The sequence below is a fragment of the Novipirellula aureliae genome (assembly GCF_007860185.1).
GTDB lineage: Bacteria > Planctomycetota > Planctomycetia > Pirellulales > Pirellulaceae > Novipirellula_A > Novipirellula_A aureliae.
On the sequence record NZ_SJPY01000003.1, the window covers coordinates 519,572 to 536,529 of the forward strand.

Annotated in this window: 17 protein-coding genes; 7 read left to right on the forward strand and 10 right to left on the reverse strand. The window is 52.7% G+C overall.

Annotation, left to right across the window (positions count from 1 at the left end):
- Nucleotides 1–64: 64 nt before the first annotated feature.
- Together Q31b_RS11295 and Q31b_RS11300 are read right to left on the reverse strand one after the other, a co-directional pair.
- Complete coding sequence (locus Q31b_RS11295; protein WP_146599774.1) at nt 65–820, reverse strand: sulfite exporter TauE/SafE family protein; 756 nt, start codon at nt 818–820, stop codon at nt 65–67.
- Entirely contained in the window at nt 821–1,366 is a 546-nt protein-coding gene (locus Q31b_RS11300; RefSeq protein ID WP_146599775.1) for a DUF2617 family protein, read from the reverse strand.
- Nucleotides 1,367–1,631: 265 nt separating this feature from the next.
- On the opposite strand from Q31b_RS11300, the gene Q31b_RS11305 reads away from it, so the two are divergent.
- The gene (locus Q31b_RS11305; RefSeq protein WP_146599776.1) at nt 1,632–2,210 is read left to right on the forward strand and encodes an anthranilate synthase component II; all 579 of its coding nucleotides are present in this window, start codon (nt 1,632–1,634) and stop codon (nt 2,208–2,210) included.
- Nucleotides 2,211–2,258: 48 nt separating this feature from the next.
- Here Q31b_RS11305 and trmB read toward each other — a convergent pair whose 3' ends face one another.
- The 7 genes from trmB to ykgO form a co-directional block, all read right to left on the reverse strand.
- Nucleotides 2,259–2,903 carry a tRNA (guanosine(46)-N7)-methyltransferase TrmB gene (trmB, locus tag Q31b_RS11310; protein ID WP_146599777.1) on the reverse strand — a complete coding sequence of 215 codons (645 nt, stop codon included), beginning with the start codon at nt 2,901–2,903 and terminating at the stop codon, nt 2,259–2,261.
- Between the two features lie 4 nt (nt 2,904–2,907).
- Nucleotides 2,908–4,545 (reverse strand): glucose-6-phosphate isomerase, encoded by a 1,638-nt coding sequence (gene pgi / locus Q31b_RS11315; RefSeq protein WP_146599778.1) that lies wholly within the window; start codon nt 4,543–4,545, stop codon nt 2,908–2,910.
- Nucleotides 4,546–4,835: 290 nt separating this feature from the next.
- Nucleotides 4,836–5,102: a DUF202 domain-containing protein gene (locus Q31b_RS11320; RefSeq protein WP_146599779.1), complete on the reverse strand. Its 267-nt coding sequence runs from the start codon at nt 5,100–5,102 to the stop codon at nt 4,836–4,838.
- A 43-nt stretch (nt 5,103–5,145) separates the two neighbouring features.
- Complete coding sequence (panC, locus tag Q31b_RS11325) at nt 5,146–6,009, reverse strand: pantoate--beta-alanine ligase (RefSeq protein ID WP_146599780.1); 864 nt, start codon at nt 6,007–6,009, stop codon at nt 5,146–5,148.
- A gap of 35 nt (nt 6,010–6,044) precedes the next feature.
- Entirely contained in the window at nt 6,045–6,461 is a 417-nt protein-coding gene (locus tag Q31b_RS11330; RefSeq protein ID WP_146599998.1) for a bifunctional nuclease family protein, read from the reverse strand.
- Nucleotides 6,462–6,792: 331 nt separating this feature from the next.
- A complete protein-coding gene (gene bshB1, locus Q31b_RS11335; protein ID WP_146599999.1) occupies nt 6,793–7,530 on the reverse strand; it encodes a bacillithiol biosynthesis deacetylase BshB1 in 738 nt (245 codons plus the stop codon).
- A 329-nt stretch (nt 7,531–7,859) separates the two neighbouring features.
- Nucleotides 7,860–8,012, reverse strand: coding sequence for a type B 50S ribosomal protein L36 (gene ykgO / locus Q31b_RS11340; RefSeq protein WP_040763550.1), 153 nt, complete (start codon nt 8,010–8,012; stop codon nt 7,860–7,862).
- Between the two features lie 162 nt (nt 8,013–8,174).
- Between ykgO and larC the strand changes: the two genes are divergently transcribed.
- Together larC and Q31b_RS11350 are read left to right on the forward strand one after the other, a co-directional pair.
- Nucleotides 8,175–9,407, forward strand: a complete 1,233-nt coding sequence (larC, locus tag Q31b_RS11345; RefSeq protein ID WP_146599781.1) for a nickel pincer cofactor biosynthesis protein LarC — start codon at nt 8,175–8,177, stop codon at nt 9,405–9,407.
- A 152-nt stretch (nt 9,408–9,559) separates the two neighbouring features.
- Nucleotides 9,560–11,395: a prenyltransferase/squalene oxidase repeat-containing protein gene (locus Q31b_RS11350; RefSeq protein ID WP_231617483.1), complete on the forward strand. Its 1,836-nt coding sequence runs from the start codon at nt 9,560–9,562 to the stop codon at nt 11,393–11,395.
- Between the two features lie 94 nt (nt 11,396–11,489).
- On the opposite strand, the gene Q31b_RS11355 is transcribed toward Q31b_RS11350, so the two are convergent.
- On the reverse strand, nt 11,490–12,353 hold the full coding sequence (locus Q31b_RS11355) for a helix-turn-helix domain-containing protein (RefSeq protein WP_146599782.1): 864 nt from the start codon (nt 12,351–12,353) through the stop codon (nt 11,490–11,492).
- Between the two features lie 225 nt (nt 12,354–12,578).
- Between Q31b_RS11355 and Q31b_RS11360 the strand changes: the two genes are divergently transcribed.
- The 4 genes from Q31b_RS11360 (at nt 12,579) to Q31b_RS11375 (ending at nt 16,939) form a co-directional block, all read left to right on the forward strand.
- Complete coding sequence (locus Q31b_RS11360; protein WP_146599783.1) at nt 12,579–13,841, forward strand: L-rhamnose isomerase; 1,263 nt, start codon at nt 12,579–12,581, stop codon at nt 13,839–13,841.
- 50 nt (nt 13,842–13,891) lie between these two features.
- A complete protein-coding gene (locus Q31b_RS11365; protein WP_146599784.1) occupies nt 13,892–15,301 on the forward strand; it encodes a hypothetical protein in 1,410 nt (469 codons plus the stop codon).
- A 56-nt stretch (nt 15,302–15,357) separates the two neighbouring features.
- The gene (locus tag Q31b_RS11370; RefSeq protein ID WP_146599785.1) at nt 15,358–15,555 is read left to right on the forward strand and encodes a hypothetical protein; all 198 of its coding nucleotides are present in this window, start codon (nt 15,358–15,360) and stop codon (nt 15,553–15,555) included.
- A gap of 76 nt (nt 15,556–15,631) precedes the next feature.
- Nucleotides 15,632–16,939 carry a class II aldolase/adducin family protein gene (locus Q31b_RS11375; RefSeq protein WP_146599786.1) on the forward strand — a complete coding sequence of 436 codons (1,308 nt, stop codon included), beginning with the start codon at nt 15,632–15,634 and terminating at the stop codon, nt 16,937–16,939.
- Nucleotides 16,940–16,958: the final 19 nt, after the last annotated feature.

Here is a 16,958-nt window from a genome sequence, read left to right on the forward strand (position 1 = left end):
GTTGGAGTCCAGGCTTTAGCCGATTTATGCGACTCACGGAATCGGCGAAAGCCTGGACTCCCGCTCAAACAACGTTTGTCACAATCAACTTGATTCCGGTCGCCACCATGACAACGATCAAGAATGCAAAGATCAAACGATTACCTTTTTGAATTGCCAATTTCGCACCGACAATCCCGCCTGTTAAATTTCCCGCTGCCATACACAATCCTGGTGCCCAAGCAACCAAGCCGTAAGCGGCGAAGACGAGAAGGGCAATGAAGGTGACCCAAAAACCGATCCAATTTTTAACCGCGTTGGAGGCAAGTAAATCGCCGGTGTTCATCAAACTCATTGCGATCAGCAGCAAGATCCCGAATCCCGCTTGAATGAATCCCACATAGATACCAATCAGTAAGAATACCGGCATCATTTTCCATGGCGACGCATTTGCGGCAGCATGGGATTCGATGACCCGTTTTGGGTTGAGTGCCAAAACAACTGCCATCACCAAAAAGACACTCCCAAAGATCGGCTCTAGCGCTGAAGCGGGCAAATAGATTGCTAACATCGCACCGATGGGAACGCCTGCAATTGTGGGAACCGTCAACAAATTGGCGAATCTCTGATCTAGCTGGCCATGACGCCGAAAAATCACAACCGCCGATGCACTGGAAAACAACACCGCGACGCGGTTGGTTCCGTTGGCGACTCGAGGATCGAGCCCAAACAAAAACAGGGCGGGCAAACTCAGAAAGGATCCACCGCCCGCGATCGAGTTACAAATCCCGGCAAGGAAGCCGACGACCACCAATAAGAGGTACCAAAACAGGTCCGTCATTTAGACGTCTTGTTCAATGGACACCAACGATTCAACTTTGACGATCGCGTAATCATCGGGAAAAGTATGCAACGATTGAACGAGAACACTTTTTCGGCGGGTTTCAACGTTGACATAGCTCATCGCGCCAAGAGCCATCCGCCCGCTGGCGTCAAACCGATGCAGCAATCCTTCGGTTTGTCCGTCACCAAGTTGCTGCTGCATCATCCAGAAGATATCGGGCGAAACGGGTTCGAGTTGAAAATGAGTTTTGTATTGAACGTTGCCTCGGCATTCCACTCGTTCGGTGCGGCTTCCTTTCAATGGTCGTGATAGCAAACAGCGACGTTTTGGAAGCGGTTGTTGAGCACTCGTGGCCACTTCGCAAACCGTCATCCCAGCACCCTGCCAAGTCAGAACGTGACCGCAATTGGTGATATCAATTTGCAATTCGTATTCACTTCGTTCGATCTTACGCCGCTGGTGCAGCGTATAGAGTTCGGGATGCAAGGAACGGCTGAAAACGTGGAACGCTAATTCAGCAACTTTGGGGCGAACCGATAACACGGCAATGATCCAGAATATTAAAGTGCGATATGAGTGAACCGTTTACCACGATCGTCTGTCAAAACGTGTGAATCGCATTTCGCCGTGATTCCACTCGCCCAGTACTGCCGCGACAGCCTCATTATAATCGCTAGAGCTAGAAAGACTAAAGAGCGTTTTGCACCCTAGGTGCGAAGAATATCCTTTTTGTTTCTAATAGCGTTTTCAGGTCATTTTCCTCTTGACATTTCATCGACGCCCAAATCAACATTCGAGACAATACAACATGGTCATCGTCATCGACAATTACGATTCCTTTACCTACAATTTAGTCCAACGTCTCGGTGAGATTGATCGGTCGATCGACGTTCGCGTTTTTCGCAACGACGAAAAATCGGTGGACGAGATTGCCAACTTGAGCCCCCGTCGTATTCTCATTTCACCGGGTCCCTGCACGCCAAGCGAAGCGGGGGTAAGCGTTGAGTGCGTCAAACGGTTTGCTGGCACGATACCGCTTCTGGGCGTTTGCCTGGGGCATCAATCGATCGGCCAAGCATTCGGTGGAAAGATCATTCGCGCCCCGCAATTAATGCACGGCAAGACCGATGAGATCTATCATGATGGCCAGGGTTTTTTCACCGATTTAGACAATCCCTTCATCGCCACTCGCTATCACAGCTTGGTGATTGAGCCAGAAAGCTTGCCCGAGGATTTAGTGGTCACTGCATGGACGGACACGGGTGGAGAAAGGCAGATCATGGGCGTACGTCACAAGGAATTCAAGCTCGAAGGGTGGCAGTTCCATCCCGAAAGTTTTTTGACTCAGCCCGGTGTAGAACTCTTAACGCGGTTCCTAAATTGGTAGCGAAAGTCGCCAAGACTTTCGGCCATCAAAAGAGCTTTCTGACAGAGCCTAGCGTTTTTCATAACAGACGCGGTAAACAGGAATGCGATTTTTGCGACTGCGACGTTCGAAATGCGTTCGATAATCGAGATCATGGTCTGCTTCGATTTCGACTTCCGGAATCGGTACTCCTAGCTCCGGTGCAAGCTCTGCAATCATCTCGACGGTGTCTTCGAAGTAATCGAGCACATCGGTCCAAAAATGCAGCCGTCCACCAGAGCGGATACTGCGTGCATAACTGACGATACTCGTTGGGTTGAGTACCCGTCGTTTGCGGTGCTTCTTTTTCCACCACGGATCAGGAAAGTAAACATGGACCGCTTCTAAACTTGCTGGGTCGACTCGCTCCAAGAATAGCGGCTCTGCGTTCCCGCTAATCATAATCGCATTGCCGACCTTTGCTTTCGCTAAACGCCCCGCCGCGTGCTCGGCACACTTGAATTGAATCTCGATGCCGACAAAGTTGTGCGTGGGCGTCTGCTCCGAGGCGTTTGCCAGGAACAACCCCTTGCCGCTACCGACTTCGACTTCCAGCGGAAGGTTGTTTCCAAATAGCGATTGGCTCGTCAGTGTTGGTGGCAGCGATTCGATATCGCGCAGCACTTTTGACAAATCCAAATCGGCAGGCGGGCGACGAATGGGGCTACGTGGCATCTTATTAGGCCTTTAGCTTGCGGTAGGTCTTGATCAATTGATTCGTCGAACTGTCGTGAGCCAGCTCTGCATCAGCCGATTGCAACTCGGGGATAATTTTTTGTGCCAATACCTTGCCCAGCTCGACTCCCCATTGGTCGAACGAATCGAGTTGCCAAATCACTCCTTGCACGAACACGTTATGTTCATACATCGCGATCAGTTTTCCGAGAATCGATGGTGTCAAGCGATCGATCATGATCGTGTTCGATGGGCGATTGCCCTCGAACACGCGGTGTGGGACCAAATCGGCATTGGTGCCTTCTGCCTCGACTTCCTCTTTCGTTTTCCCCATCGCAAGTGCTTCGCCTTGTGCGATCACATTGGCGAGCAAGTAATCTTGATGCTCGCCAAGCGGGTTGAGCGAATTGGCAAAGGCAATAAAGTCACATGGGATCAAGTGCGTTCCCTGATGGATCAATTGGTAGAACGAGTGTTGCCCGTTTGTGCCCGGTTCCCCCCAATAGATTGGGCTGGTGTCATAACTCACACGGTCGCCCGCAAGCGTCGTCGATTTGCCGTTGCTCTCCATCGTCAATTGTTGCAAGTAAGCAGGGAACCGTTTGAGGTACTGATCGTATGGCAAAACGGCAATCGTTTTGGCATCAAAAAAGTTAACGTACCAAACGGTCAACAAAGCCATGATGACGGGCAAATTCTGCTCGAAAGGCGTCGTCCGGAAATGGTGGTCCATTTCGTGAAAACCGGCCAACAGGTCTCGGAAGTGGCCCGGGCCAATTGCCAACATCGTCGATAAACCGATCGCAGAGTCCATCGAGTAACGTCCGCCAACCCAATCCCAAAAGATGAACATATTGTTCGTATCGATTCCAAAGTCTTTTACTTTTTCGGCATTGGTCGAGACGGCGACAAAGTGCTTGGCCACCGCGGACGAGTCTCCGCCCAAACCCGCCAACAACCACTGCCGAGCAGTACGAGCGTTGGTCATTGTTTCGAGTGTTGTAAATGTTTTGGAGGAAACAACAAAGAGTGTTTCTGCCGGATCGAGATCGATTGTCGCTTCGGCAAAATCGGTTCCATCAACATTCGAAACATAACGAAACGTTAGCTCGCGACTGCTGTAGTGCTTCAATGCCTCGTACGCCATGACCGGCCCTAGATCCGACCCGCCGATCCCGATGTTGACAACGTTGCGGATCGATTTGCCAGTTTGTCCCTTCCATGCTCCGCTACGAACTTGGTTACAGAACTCGGTCATTTTGTCGAGCACGGCATGGACGTCCGGAACAACGTTTTCGCCGTCGACCATCACGACAGCGTCTTGGGGAGCACGCAGGGCCGTGTGTAAAACGGCTCGATCCTCGGTGGTATTGATCTTTTCGCCATTGAACATCGCTTCGATGTGCTGTTTCAAGTTTGCCGTTTCCGCCAGCGCAAACAATCGCTCCATTGTCTCGGAATCGATACGATTCTTGGAATAGTCGAGCAATAATCCGAGAGCTTCAACCGAGAACTTTTCCGCTCGCGAAGCGTCTTCGGCAAAGAAATCGCGAAGGTGTTTTTTTCCTATCAGCTCAAATTGCGTCGTTAGATCTTTCCACGCAGCGGTCGAGGTCAGTTTGGTGGCGGGTGATGTGGTCATGGGGGTTGGTTACTCCAGAAAAAAACGTTTGTGCAGTCGACTTCGGCAATCGGAACGGTTTGCAGATAGCATTGTCACCGTCCCAGGCGAAATTGGGAAGCGGGCTCGGAATACGTGGACTCGCGAACGGATTGGAGTGTCGCCCCAAACGCTCCTGCGACGCTGCCTGACACCTGGGGTCATCAAAGGCCTCCCTAACAGGAAGTCTGACGTTGATCGTCGAGGGATCGCCCTATTCCAGGCAAACGTTTATTCCAAGCGGACGTTCATCAAACCAAGATCGTAGCCAGCTATCCATCGCGGTGTAAACGTGCGTGAAGACTTGCAAAACGCAGCAAGCCAACCGCTCCGACGAGCAGCCCTAAGCCGAGAAAAGCCCATCCGATGACCTGCAGGATTTCTTCATCGGCAAAGAACTTGATCAACGTCACTCCCGTCCCCGACACCATCAGTCCGGTCCGACCATAAGCGAGCAGCGTTCGCTCGTTCGCTAAGTCCGTGCGTACAAGATTCAGGTCGGGCTTGGGAGCCGGCTCGTCCGTGATATTCATCTTCATTCAGTGCGGTCAAGATAGGGAACCGAGGCGAACGCCTAAACGGCTAAATTAGAGCAGAGATCAATCGATTATCGATCAAACGAGTTTGGCCGACGAATGCGGCAATCAGGGCGACCGCCGGTCGATTCAAATCGGTCAGCGGCAAAAGGGTTTCTGCATCGACGACCACCGCATACTCAACCCGATCGACTCCCGGGTGGTCAGCATGCCCATCGAGTTCTTGACGCATCGCTTGTTCGAGTTGCTCGGTTTGCCGAGTCCCCGCTGTGGCCATCGCTTGCGCTCGCTGTAACGCTCGCGACAATGCCAATGCCTGGATTCGTTGCGCCGAATCCAAATAGCGATTGCGGCTGCTTAGAGCTAGGCCGTCCTCTTCGCGCACGGTATCGCAAGCCACGATCTCGATTGCGATGTTCAAATCACGAACCATCGCTTCGATAACTTTCAATTGTTGATAATCTTTGCGGCCAAAGAAGGCATGGGTCGCTGGTAGTATTTGAAACAGTTTGCAAACGATCGTCGTCACGCCGCGGAAATGACTGGGCCGACAAACCCCCTCGAGTGGCGAGCCAACGTCCGGCGCTTCGACAAACGTCGAAAAACCGGGCGGATAGATCGATTCGGATGACGGCAAAAAGACCGCATCGGCACCAATCCTTTCCAACAAACTCAAATCCTGCTCAAGCAAACGTGGGTATTTATCGAGATCTTCGCCCGGGCCAAACTGTGTCGGATTTACGAAGATGGTCGCAATCGAAACATCGCAATGCTGCTTCGCTTGGCGGACCAATTCCAGGTGACCGTCATGCAAAGCGCCCATCGTCGGAACCACTCCGACGGTGTGTCCCCGAAAGCGGCGATCGAGCACAAATTCTCGAGCCTGCTCGGGTGTGGTCAGTTGCCTCATAAAGCTACGCCATTCGAATGGGAAGTCGTCGAAAACTAAAAGGGGGCTGAGGTGGCTTCGTCGAGAACTTGTTCGCTGACGTAGATCGGGAGCGGCGGAGTAAACGTGACAGCGACCGCAATCGCATCGCTTGGTCGCGAATCGATCGTCACCAATTCGCCATCCTCTTTACGAAGATTCAGTTGGGCATAGTAGGTATGGTCGCTGAGGTCACTGATGACGACACTTTCAATTTTCGCGCCAAGCGATTTGGCAACATTGACGATCAAATCGTGCGTCAGTGGGCGTGGCGGAAGGTACTCTTCCTTCACACGCCGATCGATATTGGTCGCTTCGAAAATCCCAATCAAGATCGGGAATTCGCGGTCGCCGTTTTCTTCGTGCAAATAGATAACTTGGTTTTCGGTAAGCTCGGAAATAATGATTCGAGCAAGCTGCATTTTGACGGGCATGTTGGTCACGCTTTGTTGAACAGATCGATTCAAAAATAACACCAGATAACTCTACTATACTACAGCTTGCCCAGCAGAACACGTAGAGCAAGCAGAACACGTAGAGCACGTAGAGCACGGTTGCGGCCGAAGACTTGCCCCCCCAGACTCCCACTTGGAAACACAGTGGTGGCAGGCGAGCGTCTGCGAAGCATCCGGTTACAAGGCAGGAGCCATGGAGCGAACCGAAACGGGGAACGAACCGAAACGGGGAACGAACCGAAACGGGGAACGAACCGAAACGGGGAACGAACCGAAACGGGGAACAAACCGGGTGCATGCGGGGTAAGCTTTAAATCACCCCCAAGAGCGATTCCAGCCCAAGCGGTTCTTTGGTGGCGAACGGCTCACCATAGGGACGCCCGATCAAACGCCCCCAGTTCGCTGCTTCATCCCGTAGGCGATCGATCATCGTGGGCGGTTCGGAGGGACGACCAACAATAAATTGGCTCTGATAAGCTTCGATCGCAGCAAGCTTGGTTTCCCAATGTTCACTGATGTCGACAATCCAACTGGGCTGCACCGCCAACTTTAAATGGATACAGAAGTAGTAGAAAACTCGCTCCGGATGAAATCGTTCGCCAGGCATATCCGTTTTGCTTAGCTTCGCCCAAAACCGTGCCGCTTCAATGAGATCGGTCGCCGCAACATGGTCCGGGTGAGCGTCTTCCCAATAAGGTGCAAAAATCCAGCGAGGCTGCAAAACACGAAAGTAGCTGGCAACCAACTCACGCGATTCCAAGGTGTGTTGGAGTTTTCGGTTGGGCAATCCCGCGTTGCCACGCCAAGTCAATTGCAATCGCTCGGTCGCCGTAGCTGTCTCGGTTTTGCGAATCGCCTCAGACCCGTGCGGTGTCGGCTCACCGGTGGTCAAGTCGAGCACTCCGACTCGCATTCCCAGCGACCGCATTTTCGCGATCGTCCCGCCCATGCCAAGTTCGGCATCATCGGGATGCGGAGCAACGACCAACAAATCGAGTGGCTCGATGGGAGGCAGTTTCCCAGGATGCTCGGTATGGATTGGAATCATCGTGGCATAGGCTTCTAGCCTGTCTTTTGCAAGGCACTTCTTGTTCTTTGGACCACAGGCTGGATCCTGTGCCACACTTGTTGTTCTTTGGACCACAGGCTAGAAGCCTGTGCCACACTTGCTGCTCTTTGGAACACAGGCTAGAAGCCTGTGCCACGCTTGTTGCTCTTTGGAACACAGGCTGGATGCCTGTGCCACACTTGTTGTTCTTTGGAACACAGGCTAGAAGCCTGTGCCACGCTTGTTGTTTTTTGGAACACAGGCTGGAAGCCTGTGCCACGCTTGTTGCTCTTTGGAACACAGGCTAGAAGCCTGTGCCACGCGGTGCTTTAACGCCTCGCCTTCTTCACCTTGGCACCACCTTGGCGGACTTTGAACTTCGGATTGCTCTTGCAAATCACATAAATTCGGCCTCGGCGTTTGACCACTTGGCAATCGGGATGCCGGTACTTTAGGGCACCGATACTGCTGACAACTTTCATCGGATCGATCTCGTCGTTTGTTTCGTATACGCTTAACGCAGCGAAGCCCACTGGGGCTACTGCAAATGTGTTTCCAATCGGAACGGATCGGCAGTATAGCAATTTGATCAAATCCTTCAACGGCAAAACGATGCCGACATTTTCTTTCGAAACGAAACAACGATGCCAGAGCCTGCAAAAACGATAGCTTACTTCGATTGCCACAGTGGAATCAGCGGCGACATGACGCTCGGAGCCTTGATCGACTTGGGCCTGCAAACCGGAAAATTTGACGTTTCTACCATTGAAACGGCGGTTCGTTCGCTGGGACTTGGCAAGCTGTCTATCCGAGCGGAAAACGTCAAGAAAAACGGTTTTCGAGCGGTTCAGGTGCATATTGACCACCCCCCCGAGCACGCTCATCGACATTTGCATCACATTACCGAAATGATCGATCAAGCCGACCTGATCGACGAGAAAGCGAAAAGATTGGCCCATCGGATCTTTCGTTGCTTGGCGGAAGCGGAGGCAAAAGTTCACCATTCGACGATCGAAAAAGTCCATTTCCATGAAGTCGGCGCCATCGATTCGATCGCCGATATCGTCGGAACCGCCATTGCCATGACGGCACTCGGCATCGACCGCATCGCGGCCTCCGCAGTCCCGACCGGCAGTGGTGAGATCACGATCGCTCATGGCCGCGTGGCGGTCCCAGCACCGGCAACCACCGAATTGCTGATCGGCATCCCGATTGCCGATAGTCAAATTGAAGCGGAATTAACGACTCCGACAGGTGCCGCGATTCTGAAAGCAACGGCGACGGCGTTCGGCACCATGCCCGCAATGACGTTGTCGGCGGTGGGATACGGATCTGGCACGAAAGACTTGACCGAACAAGCAAACGTGCTTCGCGTGCTATTGGGCGAAGCAACAGATGAGGTTCGCGCCGAAAGCGAACTTGGCGGCACGGTTGTCTTGCCATCCGACCGCGTCGTCGTGATGGAAACCAACCTTGACGACGCAACCCCCGAGCAACTAGCCGATTGCACTCGCCGTCTGATGAGCCTTGGAGCGTTCGACGTTTTCCAAACTCCATGCGTCATGAAAAAGGGACGTGCGGCGGTACAACTTACGGCCATCACCCCCTTCTCGAGAGTGGAGGTTGTGGAACGCTGCCTCTTTGAGCATAGCACGGCGATTGGAATCCGCCGCTACGCGGTGGACCGCCACAAACTGCCCCGCCGGAGCGAACGCATTGAAACGGAATTTGGATCGATCCGTTGTAAAATCGTGACACTTCCTGATGGCAGCGAAAGATTGACCGCGGAAGACGACGACGTCGTCGAGGCCGCCGAGCGGAACCAAACATGCACACGATTGGTGCGTCAAGCCGTTCAAGATGCTTGGAAGCGATAAGCAAGGAACTGCCAATCTTGGGTTTGCGGGGAATTAACCCTCGATAAAACGCGTTAAGCCTGCCTATAATCTTATTAGTAGCGGTGCCTGCCACGGATGCTTGTCTCTACGGGCGCGTCAGCTTCTTTTCCCTTCGCCGTAACGAGTTTTCGATGTCTGAAATCAATGAGCCGCAATGGAGCGATTTTGTCGAGTCGAAATCGAAGCGGCCGAACTCCGAACGATCGAACGAAAACAAAGTTGCATCAGAGAGCAGTACAGACAAGAAGATGCCGGTGGCTGTAAAGGTCCCCGCCCCTAAAGAATTGGCCGCCCAAAAGACGAGCCCGTCCAAAACTCGCATTACCGCTGGAGTGACGACACCCCCGAAAGTCGCCCCATCGCCACCGCCAGCGGTACCAAAACCGAGAACACTTGGGCCAATCGCCTCCAGCCCTATCCCCCCGGACCGTCTAGCGGCAATCCCCATCGATGGGGCATTCGATCGTGAGGAACCGGATCAGAATGGACCAAGAAATCGTTTCCTCTACTTTCGCCTCATGCCAGCCTGGTTGGTCAGCACGTTTGTGCATGTTGTCATCTTGCTAGTCTTGGCACTCATCACCATTCCATCTGAAGTCAAAACGGTGAATGTGCTATCCGCGATCGGGGCAGGCGAAGACACCCCTGAAATGGAAGAATTCCAAATCGAAGAGATCGATTCGGGCGATGTGGACGAGATAGAGAGCCTCGCCGATCAAATGGTCGATACGGAACAGGAAATAGAGATGCCCGAACCGACAGCGATGGAGGCACTCGAAGTTGCGCCGGTACCGATTCCGATGGGCGACTTGGCATCGGAGATGGCCCCCGTCGCATCTTCATTGAAAACATTGGCGAGCGGCACGTCTTCTCCAATGGGGGGACGCAGCGGCGACACCCGGGAAAAGCTGCTGAAAAAATATGGCGGCAATGCAGCGAGTGAATCGGCAGTCGGCGATGCCTTGAAATGGCTTAGTTTGCATCAAATGGCAAACGGAGCTTGGACCTTTCAGCATCATTTGGTTTGCCGCAATCGATGTGGGGACCCCGGTGAGGCGAAACGGGCTGGCGCGATCAATGCCGCAACGGCGCTGGGCCTGCTACCTTTCCTAGGAGCAGGTCAAACACACATGGAAGGCGAGTACAAAGAACGCGTTCGCAACGCATTGCTGTTCTTGGCTCAAAACGGGAAAGCAGGAAAGATACAAGGCATGCCTGTCTTGGACTTAACCGAAGGCCCCGGAAATTTTTACTCGCATGGCCTCGCTTCGATCGCCCTTTGCGAAGCGTATGCAATGACGAAGGACCCCGCTCTGATGCTTCCCGCTCAAGCCTCGCTCAACTTCATCGTTTACGCCCAAGCAAGCGATGGAGGTTGGCGATATTTCCCCAAGATGGCTGGCGACACCTCGGTGACCGGATGGCAAATAATGGCTCTCAAAAGCGGGCACATGGGCTACTTGCAGGTCCCTCCGGCAACCATTCAAGGCTCGATTGAATTTCTCGATAAGGTCCAGGGAAGCAACGGTGCCACCTATGGCTACATGGACCGAAGAGTCACCGAAGCCCACTTGCCTTGCACGCCGATCGGATTGCTTTGCCGCATGTACACCGGATGGGACAAAAACCACCCGGGGATCGTCGAGGGAGTCAAGCGACTTGGCAACGTTGGCGTCCAAAAGAATGACATTTACTACGACTACTACGCTGCCCAGGTGCTTCGCCATCACGGCGGTGCGGTCTGGGACAAGTTCAATGTTGAGCTTCGCGATTGGCTGGTTGAGACGCAATCCCAAAAGGATGGGGAAAAAGGAAGTTGGTATTTCCCCAACAGCCGCTCTCATCGCGGACCGCTTGAAGGAGGCCGATTGGCTAGCACCTCGTTTGCCTGCATGATTCTCGAAGTTTATTACCGGCACATGCCGCTTTATGCCGAGGCCGCTGCTCTCGACGATTTCCCGCTATAGGTTGTCGCTCTCAAAACGCTTCGCCGCATTAGCCGTGGCCTAGGCTTCCAGCCTGGGACCGGGACCACAACAATCCCCAGGCTGGAAGCCTAGGCTACGGTTGGGGCCTGCTACGATACTGCCTCGGCGTGCAATTCATCTGTCGGCGGAACTGTCTCGAGAAGTAGTTGCTGTCGTTAAAACCCGTCTGCATCGCAATATCGGTCACGCTTTCTTCGGTCGTTCGCAACAGTTCACAAGCTTGATCAATCCTGAGCCGAATCAAATGCGAAATCGGCGAGCACCCCATCACCGATTCGAATGCTCTTAAAAAACTTCTGCGTGACATTCCTGAGACCCGAACCAGGTAATCCAACTGGATCGGCTGGGTAAAATTTTTCTCGAGGTAAGAGATCGTCTCGGCGATATCCAATAGCGAGCTGGTTGCCGCGTTACCTTGACGTCCATAGCATCGCGAAAGACAACCAACCAAACTCATGAACGCTGCCATCGCGAGAAAGCGAAACCCCGGAGACCGCGATTCGAGTTCGGCATCCAGGTCATCAACGAATCGAATCGCCTGCTCCATCTCCACTGCACTCAATTGCAACCGGCTATCGAACTTATGCCGCTTTCGCCAGGCGGGCTCGAGATGGAATAACGCATGGTAGCCCGGCAATGTATGCAAATCGTGCAACCGCAGGGACAACGAATCAGGATCAAACATCACGTTGATCAAACTCAGGTCATCCAAGTTGAGATAATCATGAGGCCGACCACTGCCGATCACGAAGACGTCGCCGACGGCAAGCGGCCAAGAATCCTCGCCCGTCACATGCTGCCCCGCACCTCCGGTCACCAATACGATTTCTGAAAACTCGTGAGCATGCAGCCCGAAGGGACGCTGCGGATCACGTCGCGTGACACAGATGGGAAATCCGTCACGATGAAACCAGTCCTCTTTCTTTAGTATCCGCATGAAGTTTGCGACTTTCTTCCCGAGGTAATAGGACGGAAACCCCCGTTATCATCGGCGGAGGGAAGCCTCGCTTGAATAAGCTTTTCCTTGCCAGATGGCACTATCGTGCTATTGCTAGGCACGATTGTCAAGGTTTTGGCAATAAAAACGTTTAGAATCTGCCGAACCGTTCAGCTACCTCCCATGCGGCGAGGGATGCTTCACGAACCTTTTAGGAGTTTTTCAATGGCCCATTCAATGAACGTCCAAAGCAGTTACCAATTAGCTCGCGAGCGATACGCGGCGGTCGGAGTCGACGTCGATCATGCGATCGAGCGACTGAAGAAGATTGCGATTTCACTGCATTGCTGGCAGGGCGACGATGTCGGTGGTTTCGAAGGCGGCGATGGCGAACTTGGCAGCGGCTTGGCAGTCACCGGCAATTACCCTGGTCGCGCCCGTAGCCCCGAGGAGTTGCGCAGCGACTTGGAGATGGCCTATTCGCTAATCCCTGGAGATCATCGGCTAAACCTGCATGCCTGCTATGGCGAATTCGATGGCCCGGTCGATCGCAATGAGATAGGTGTCGAGCATTTTCAAGGTTGGATCGATTGGGGCAAAAGCCAAGCGGTTTCACTCGACTTCAACCCAACCTTCTTCTCGCATCCCAAAGCCGACGATGGATTCACTTTATCAGCGGCCGACGCTGGGATTCGCCAATTTTGGATCGAGCATGGGATTGCTTCTCGAAAGATTGCAGCCGCGATGGGCAAGGCACAAGGCAACGCCTGCGTCAATAATTTCTGGATCCCCGACGGCTTCAAGGACACACCCGCAAGTCGAAAGAACCCGCGAACCAGGCTCGCGGATTCCCTTGACAAGATTTTTTCTGATTCGATGAATCCCGCTGAAACGTTAGAGTCGGTTGAATGCAAACTGTTCGGCATCGGTTCCGAGAGCTATGTGGTCGGATCACATGAGTTCTATATGGGCTACGCGATTTCACGTCAGAAACTACTGTGCCTTGATGCAGGGCATTTCCATCCAACCGAAGGGATTGCCGACAAGATTTCGTCGGTGCTGATGTATGTTCCGGAACTTCTATTGCATGTCAGTCGTGGCGTGCGTTGGGACAGCGACCATGTGGTCACGTATAGCGATGAACTACAAGCGATCATGCAAGAGATCGTGCGAGGCGATTTTCTCGGCCGCGTCCACATTGGATTGGACTTCTTTGACGCCAGCATCAACCGGGTAGCTGCATGGGTTATCGGGACACGAAATGCCGTTAAGGCGATGCTAGCGGCTTTACTGGAACCGACCGAGCGATTACAACAGTTTGAACTCGAGGGCAACTACACAGCGCGTTTGGCGATGATGGAAGAGTTAAAGTCAATGCCCTTCGGTGCGGTATGGGATCAGTACTGCGAAATGACGGATACTCCGGTCGGCATGGATTGGCTGGCGAAGGTCGAGCAATATGAATTGGACGTACTGTCGAAGCGATAAACCGCGGCAATGCTTTTTCTTTTTACTGAACGAATCAATGGAACGAACGAATGAGTGACTCTGAAACGCCAAAAGGTGAATATGAACGCGAGAGGGTGCCTGATCATGCACTGATGGGCGCAGGAAAGTTTTGGGGAATGTACGCTGGCGAGCATGCTGCGGGTACCGAGTTCATGATCGGGCCGCTCTTTCTAGCTGCCGGTGCAAGTTTACAAGACTTGTTACTAGGCTTATTGCTAGGCAACCTCTTGGCGGTCTTGACTTGGCGTTTTTTGGTCACACCGATTGCGATGGGCAAGCGGATGACGCTGTACTATCAACTGGAACGTATTGCAGGCGGTTCCCTCGTCAAACTTTACAACGTAACCAACGGCATTCTCTTTTGTTTCTTGGCCGGTGCGATGGTGACGGTATCGGCCAGCGCGGTAGGGATTCCGTTTGGTGTTCTGTATGAAGTTCCCGAGTCGACGTTTGCATTCGGAACCACATCGTTCACGATCATTGTTGTGATTGTCGGTGTCGTGATGGCGGTAATCGCGGCAGCTGGCTACGAAACGGTAGCTCGTGTCGCCAACATTGCCGCACCTTGGATGATTGGGATTTTTGCCGCTTGCGGCATTGTCTCGCTCGTGCAAATGGACGCCAACAATATTTCAGCATTGCAGGAGGGAAGTTTTTGGACCAATGCGGTTGCATTTGTGCAAGACAAGAACGGCGAGAGTACGTTTGGCTTTTGGCAAATTGTGGTTTTTGCTTGGCTTTGCAATGGAGCGATGCACTTTGGCATGGCGGACCTTTCCATCTTCCGATTTGCTCGAAGGAAAGCGTCGGGCTGGGCACCAGCAATTGGCATGTTCCTCGGCCACTACATGGCTTGGATTGCTGCCGCTTTGATGTTGGCAGCACTGATTAAAATCCAACCCGACATGGCCGTTGGCAGTGATGGCAAGGTGAGTGCCAACCCAGGGTTGTTGGCGTTTCAGTCCCTCGGATGGGCAGGCATGATCTGTGTCGTTATCGCTGGTTGGACAACAGCCAACCCGACAATCTATCGAGCTGGCTTGGCCTTCCAAGGTGTGGTCCCAAACAGTTCACGAACGGTGATGACCCTGGTCGCCGGAGCGGTTGCGACATTGGCGGGTGCGTTCCCTAACTTGGCATACAAGCTGCTCGATTTTGTCGGCACTTATGGAACCGTACTCGGCCCCATGGGGGCGATCATTTTTGTGGACTATTACTTGATGAAAAAGTTGGGATTGGGTGAGGAGTACGCAGCGAAAACAGGTATCAAAATCAACATGGCTGTCTTGGTGGCGTGGCTATTGCCAGTCGCTGTCGGATTGTATTTGATCTTCTGGCAAGGTTTATTTGCAGCCTATGCGGTCATTCCATGCTGGATTGCTTGCGGTGTTCTGTACATCGTTTTGAGCAAATTGACTCAGCGGCAACCGACGATGTAGTCGCGACTCCCACCCATTCAAACAAAATCGAATATAAAACTTTAATAGGATCGAAGATGAATACAATTGCAAAGGTCATTTCTCTGATCGGGCTGGTGGTCACCGTGGTACCATGTCTTTTGTACTATTTTGGAAGGATGGACCACGAAACGGTCAAAACGGTCGCCTTGGTTGGCACAATCCTATGGTTCCTATCCACGCCTTTGTGGATGGGCCGTCGATTGCCAGTCGACGCCAAGCACGTTGAGATTTAGTCACGACATCTCTATCTCGATCTCTGTTTCGTTGGAAAATCAAATCGACTCCCCATTATCAACTGCAGGAATAAAAATGAACCAAACGCGAAGTCTGTTGCATCCTCGTGATGAAATCATGCAAACGATGGATCGAATTTATCGTTATCGGATGACAACGACTTCGGGAGGCAACCTTTCGATTCGTGACCAGTCGGGTGATATTTGGATCTCGCCTGCCCGTGTTGACAAAGGCAACCTGACTCGCCGCGACATCGTATGCGTGCGAGCCGATGGAACGGTCGACGGGCCACATCCACCGTCGTCGGAATTTCCGTTTCACAAAGCGATCTATGAAGCACGACCAGACCTTCGTGCACTCGTTCACGCCCATCCGGTGGCGTTGGTAGCGTTTAGCATTTGCCAAAAGGTCCCCAACACCCGTTTGTTTCATCAAGCGCGGTCGGTTTGTGGAAACGTCGGATTCGCCGATTACGCTTGTCCAGGAACCGCAAAATTGGGCGAGAACATCGCGTCGACGTTTGCAGAAGGCTGTGATAGCGTCATTTTAGAAAATCATGGCGTGGTCGTCGGTGGTGATTCGTTAAGCCATGCATTCAAGCGTTTCGAAGCGTTTGAGTTTGCCGGTAAGACGCTCATCAAAGCAGCACGTTTGGGTGACGTGCATTTTTTAAGTGACGCCCAACTTGACGAAGCAGCCAATCGATGTGTGGATTTTGAGTCGTTCACTCCGCCCGAGGCGACAGCGACCGAGCGTGAATTACGTCGGCAATTGTGCGAATTCGTGCGCCGGGGGTGCCGCCAACGGCTACTCATAAGCACCGAAGGTAGTTTTTCGGCTCGCCTGACAGGCAACGCATTTTTGATCACTCCGACTCAGCAAGACCGCGAAAATCTTTGTATTGACGATCTCGTGTTGATCGATGGTGAGCAGCGTGAAGCGGGTAAGTACGCCAGCCGGGCGGCGAAAGCTCATCAAGCCATTTATGAAAAACACCCTCAGGTTCAAGCAATTGTGTTTGCACATCCTGTCAATGCGACCGCCTTTAGCGTGACCGATTCAACGCTCGATGTGCGTACGATTCCCGAAAGTTACGTTTTTTTGAGGGATGTCAGACGGGTCCCGTATGGAATCCAGTACAACGTGGCAAAACAGCACAGTAGCGCAAAGATAGCCGATTACGTCTCCGTCGATTCACCTGCAGCAATCCTTGAAAACGATGGAGTGATCATTGCAGGCCAAAGCATTCTCGACGCATTCGATCGGCTTGAAGTGTTGGAGTCGACTGCCGAAGCGGTCATCAATGCGAAAGCGATTGGCGAGATCTCGGCGATGTCGGACGAGGTAATCAATGAATTATGCCGAGAGTTCAATTTGAAGTAGTGGTGTTGAAAAACACGCT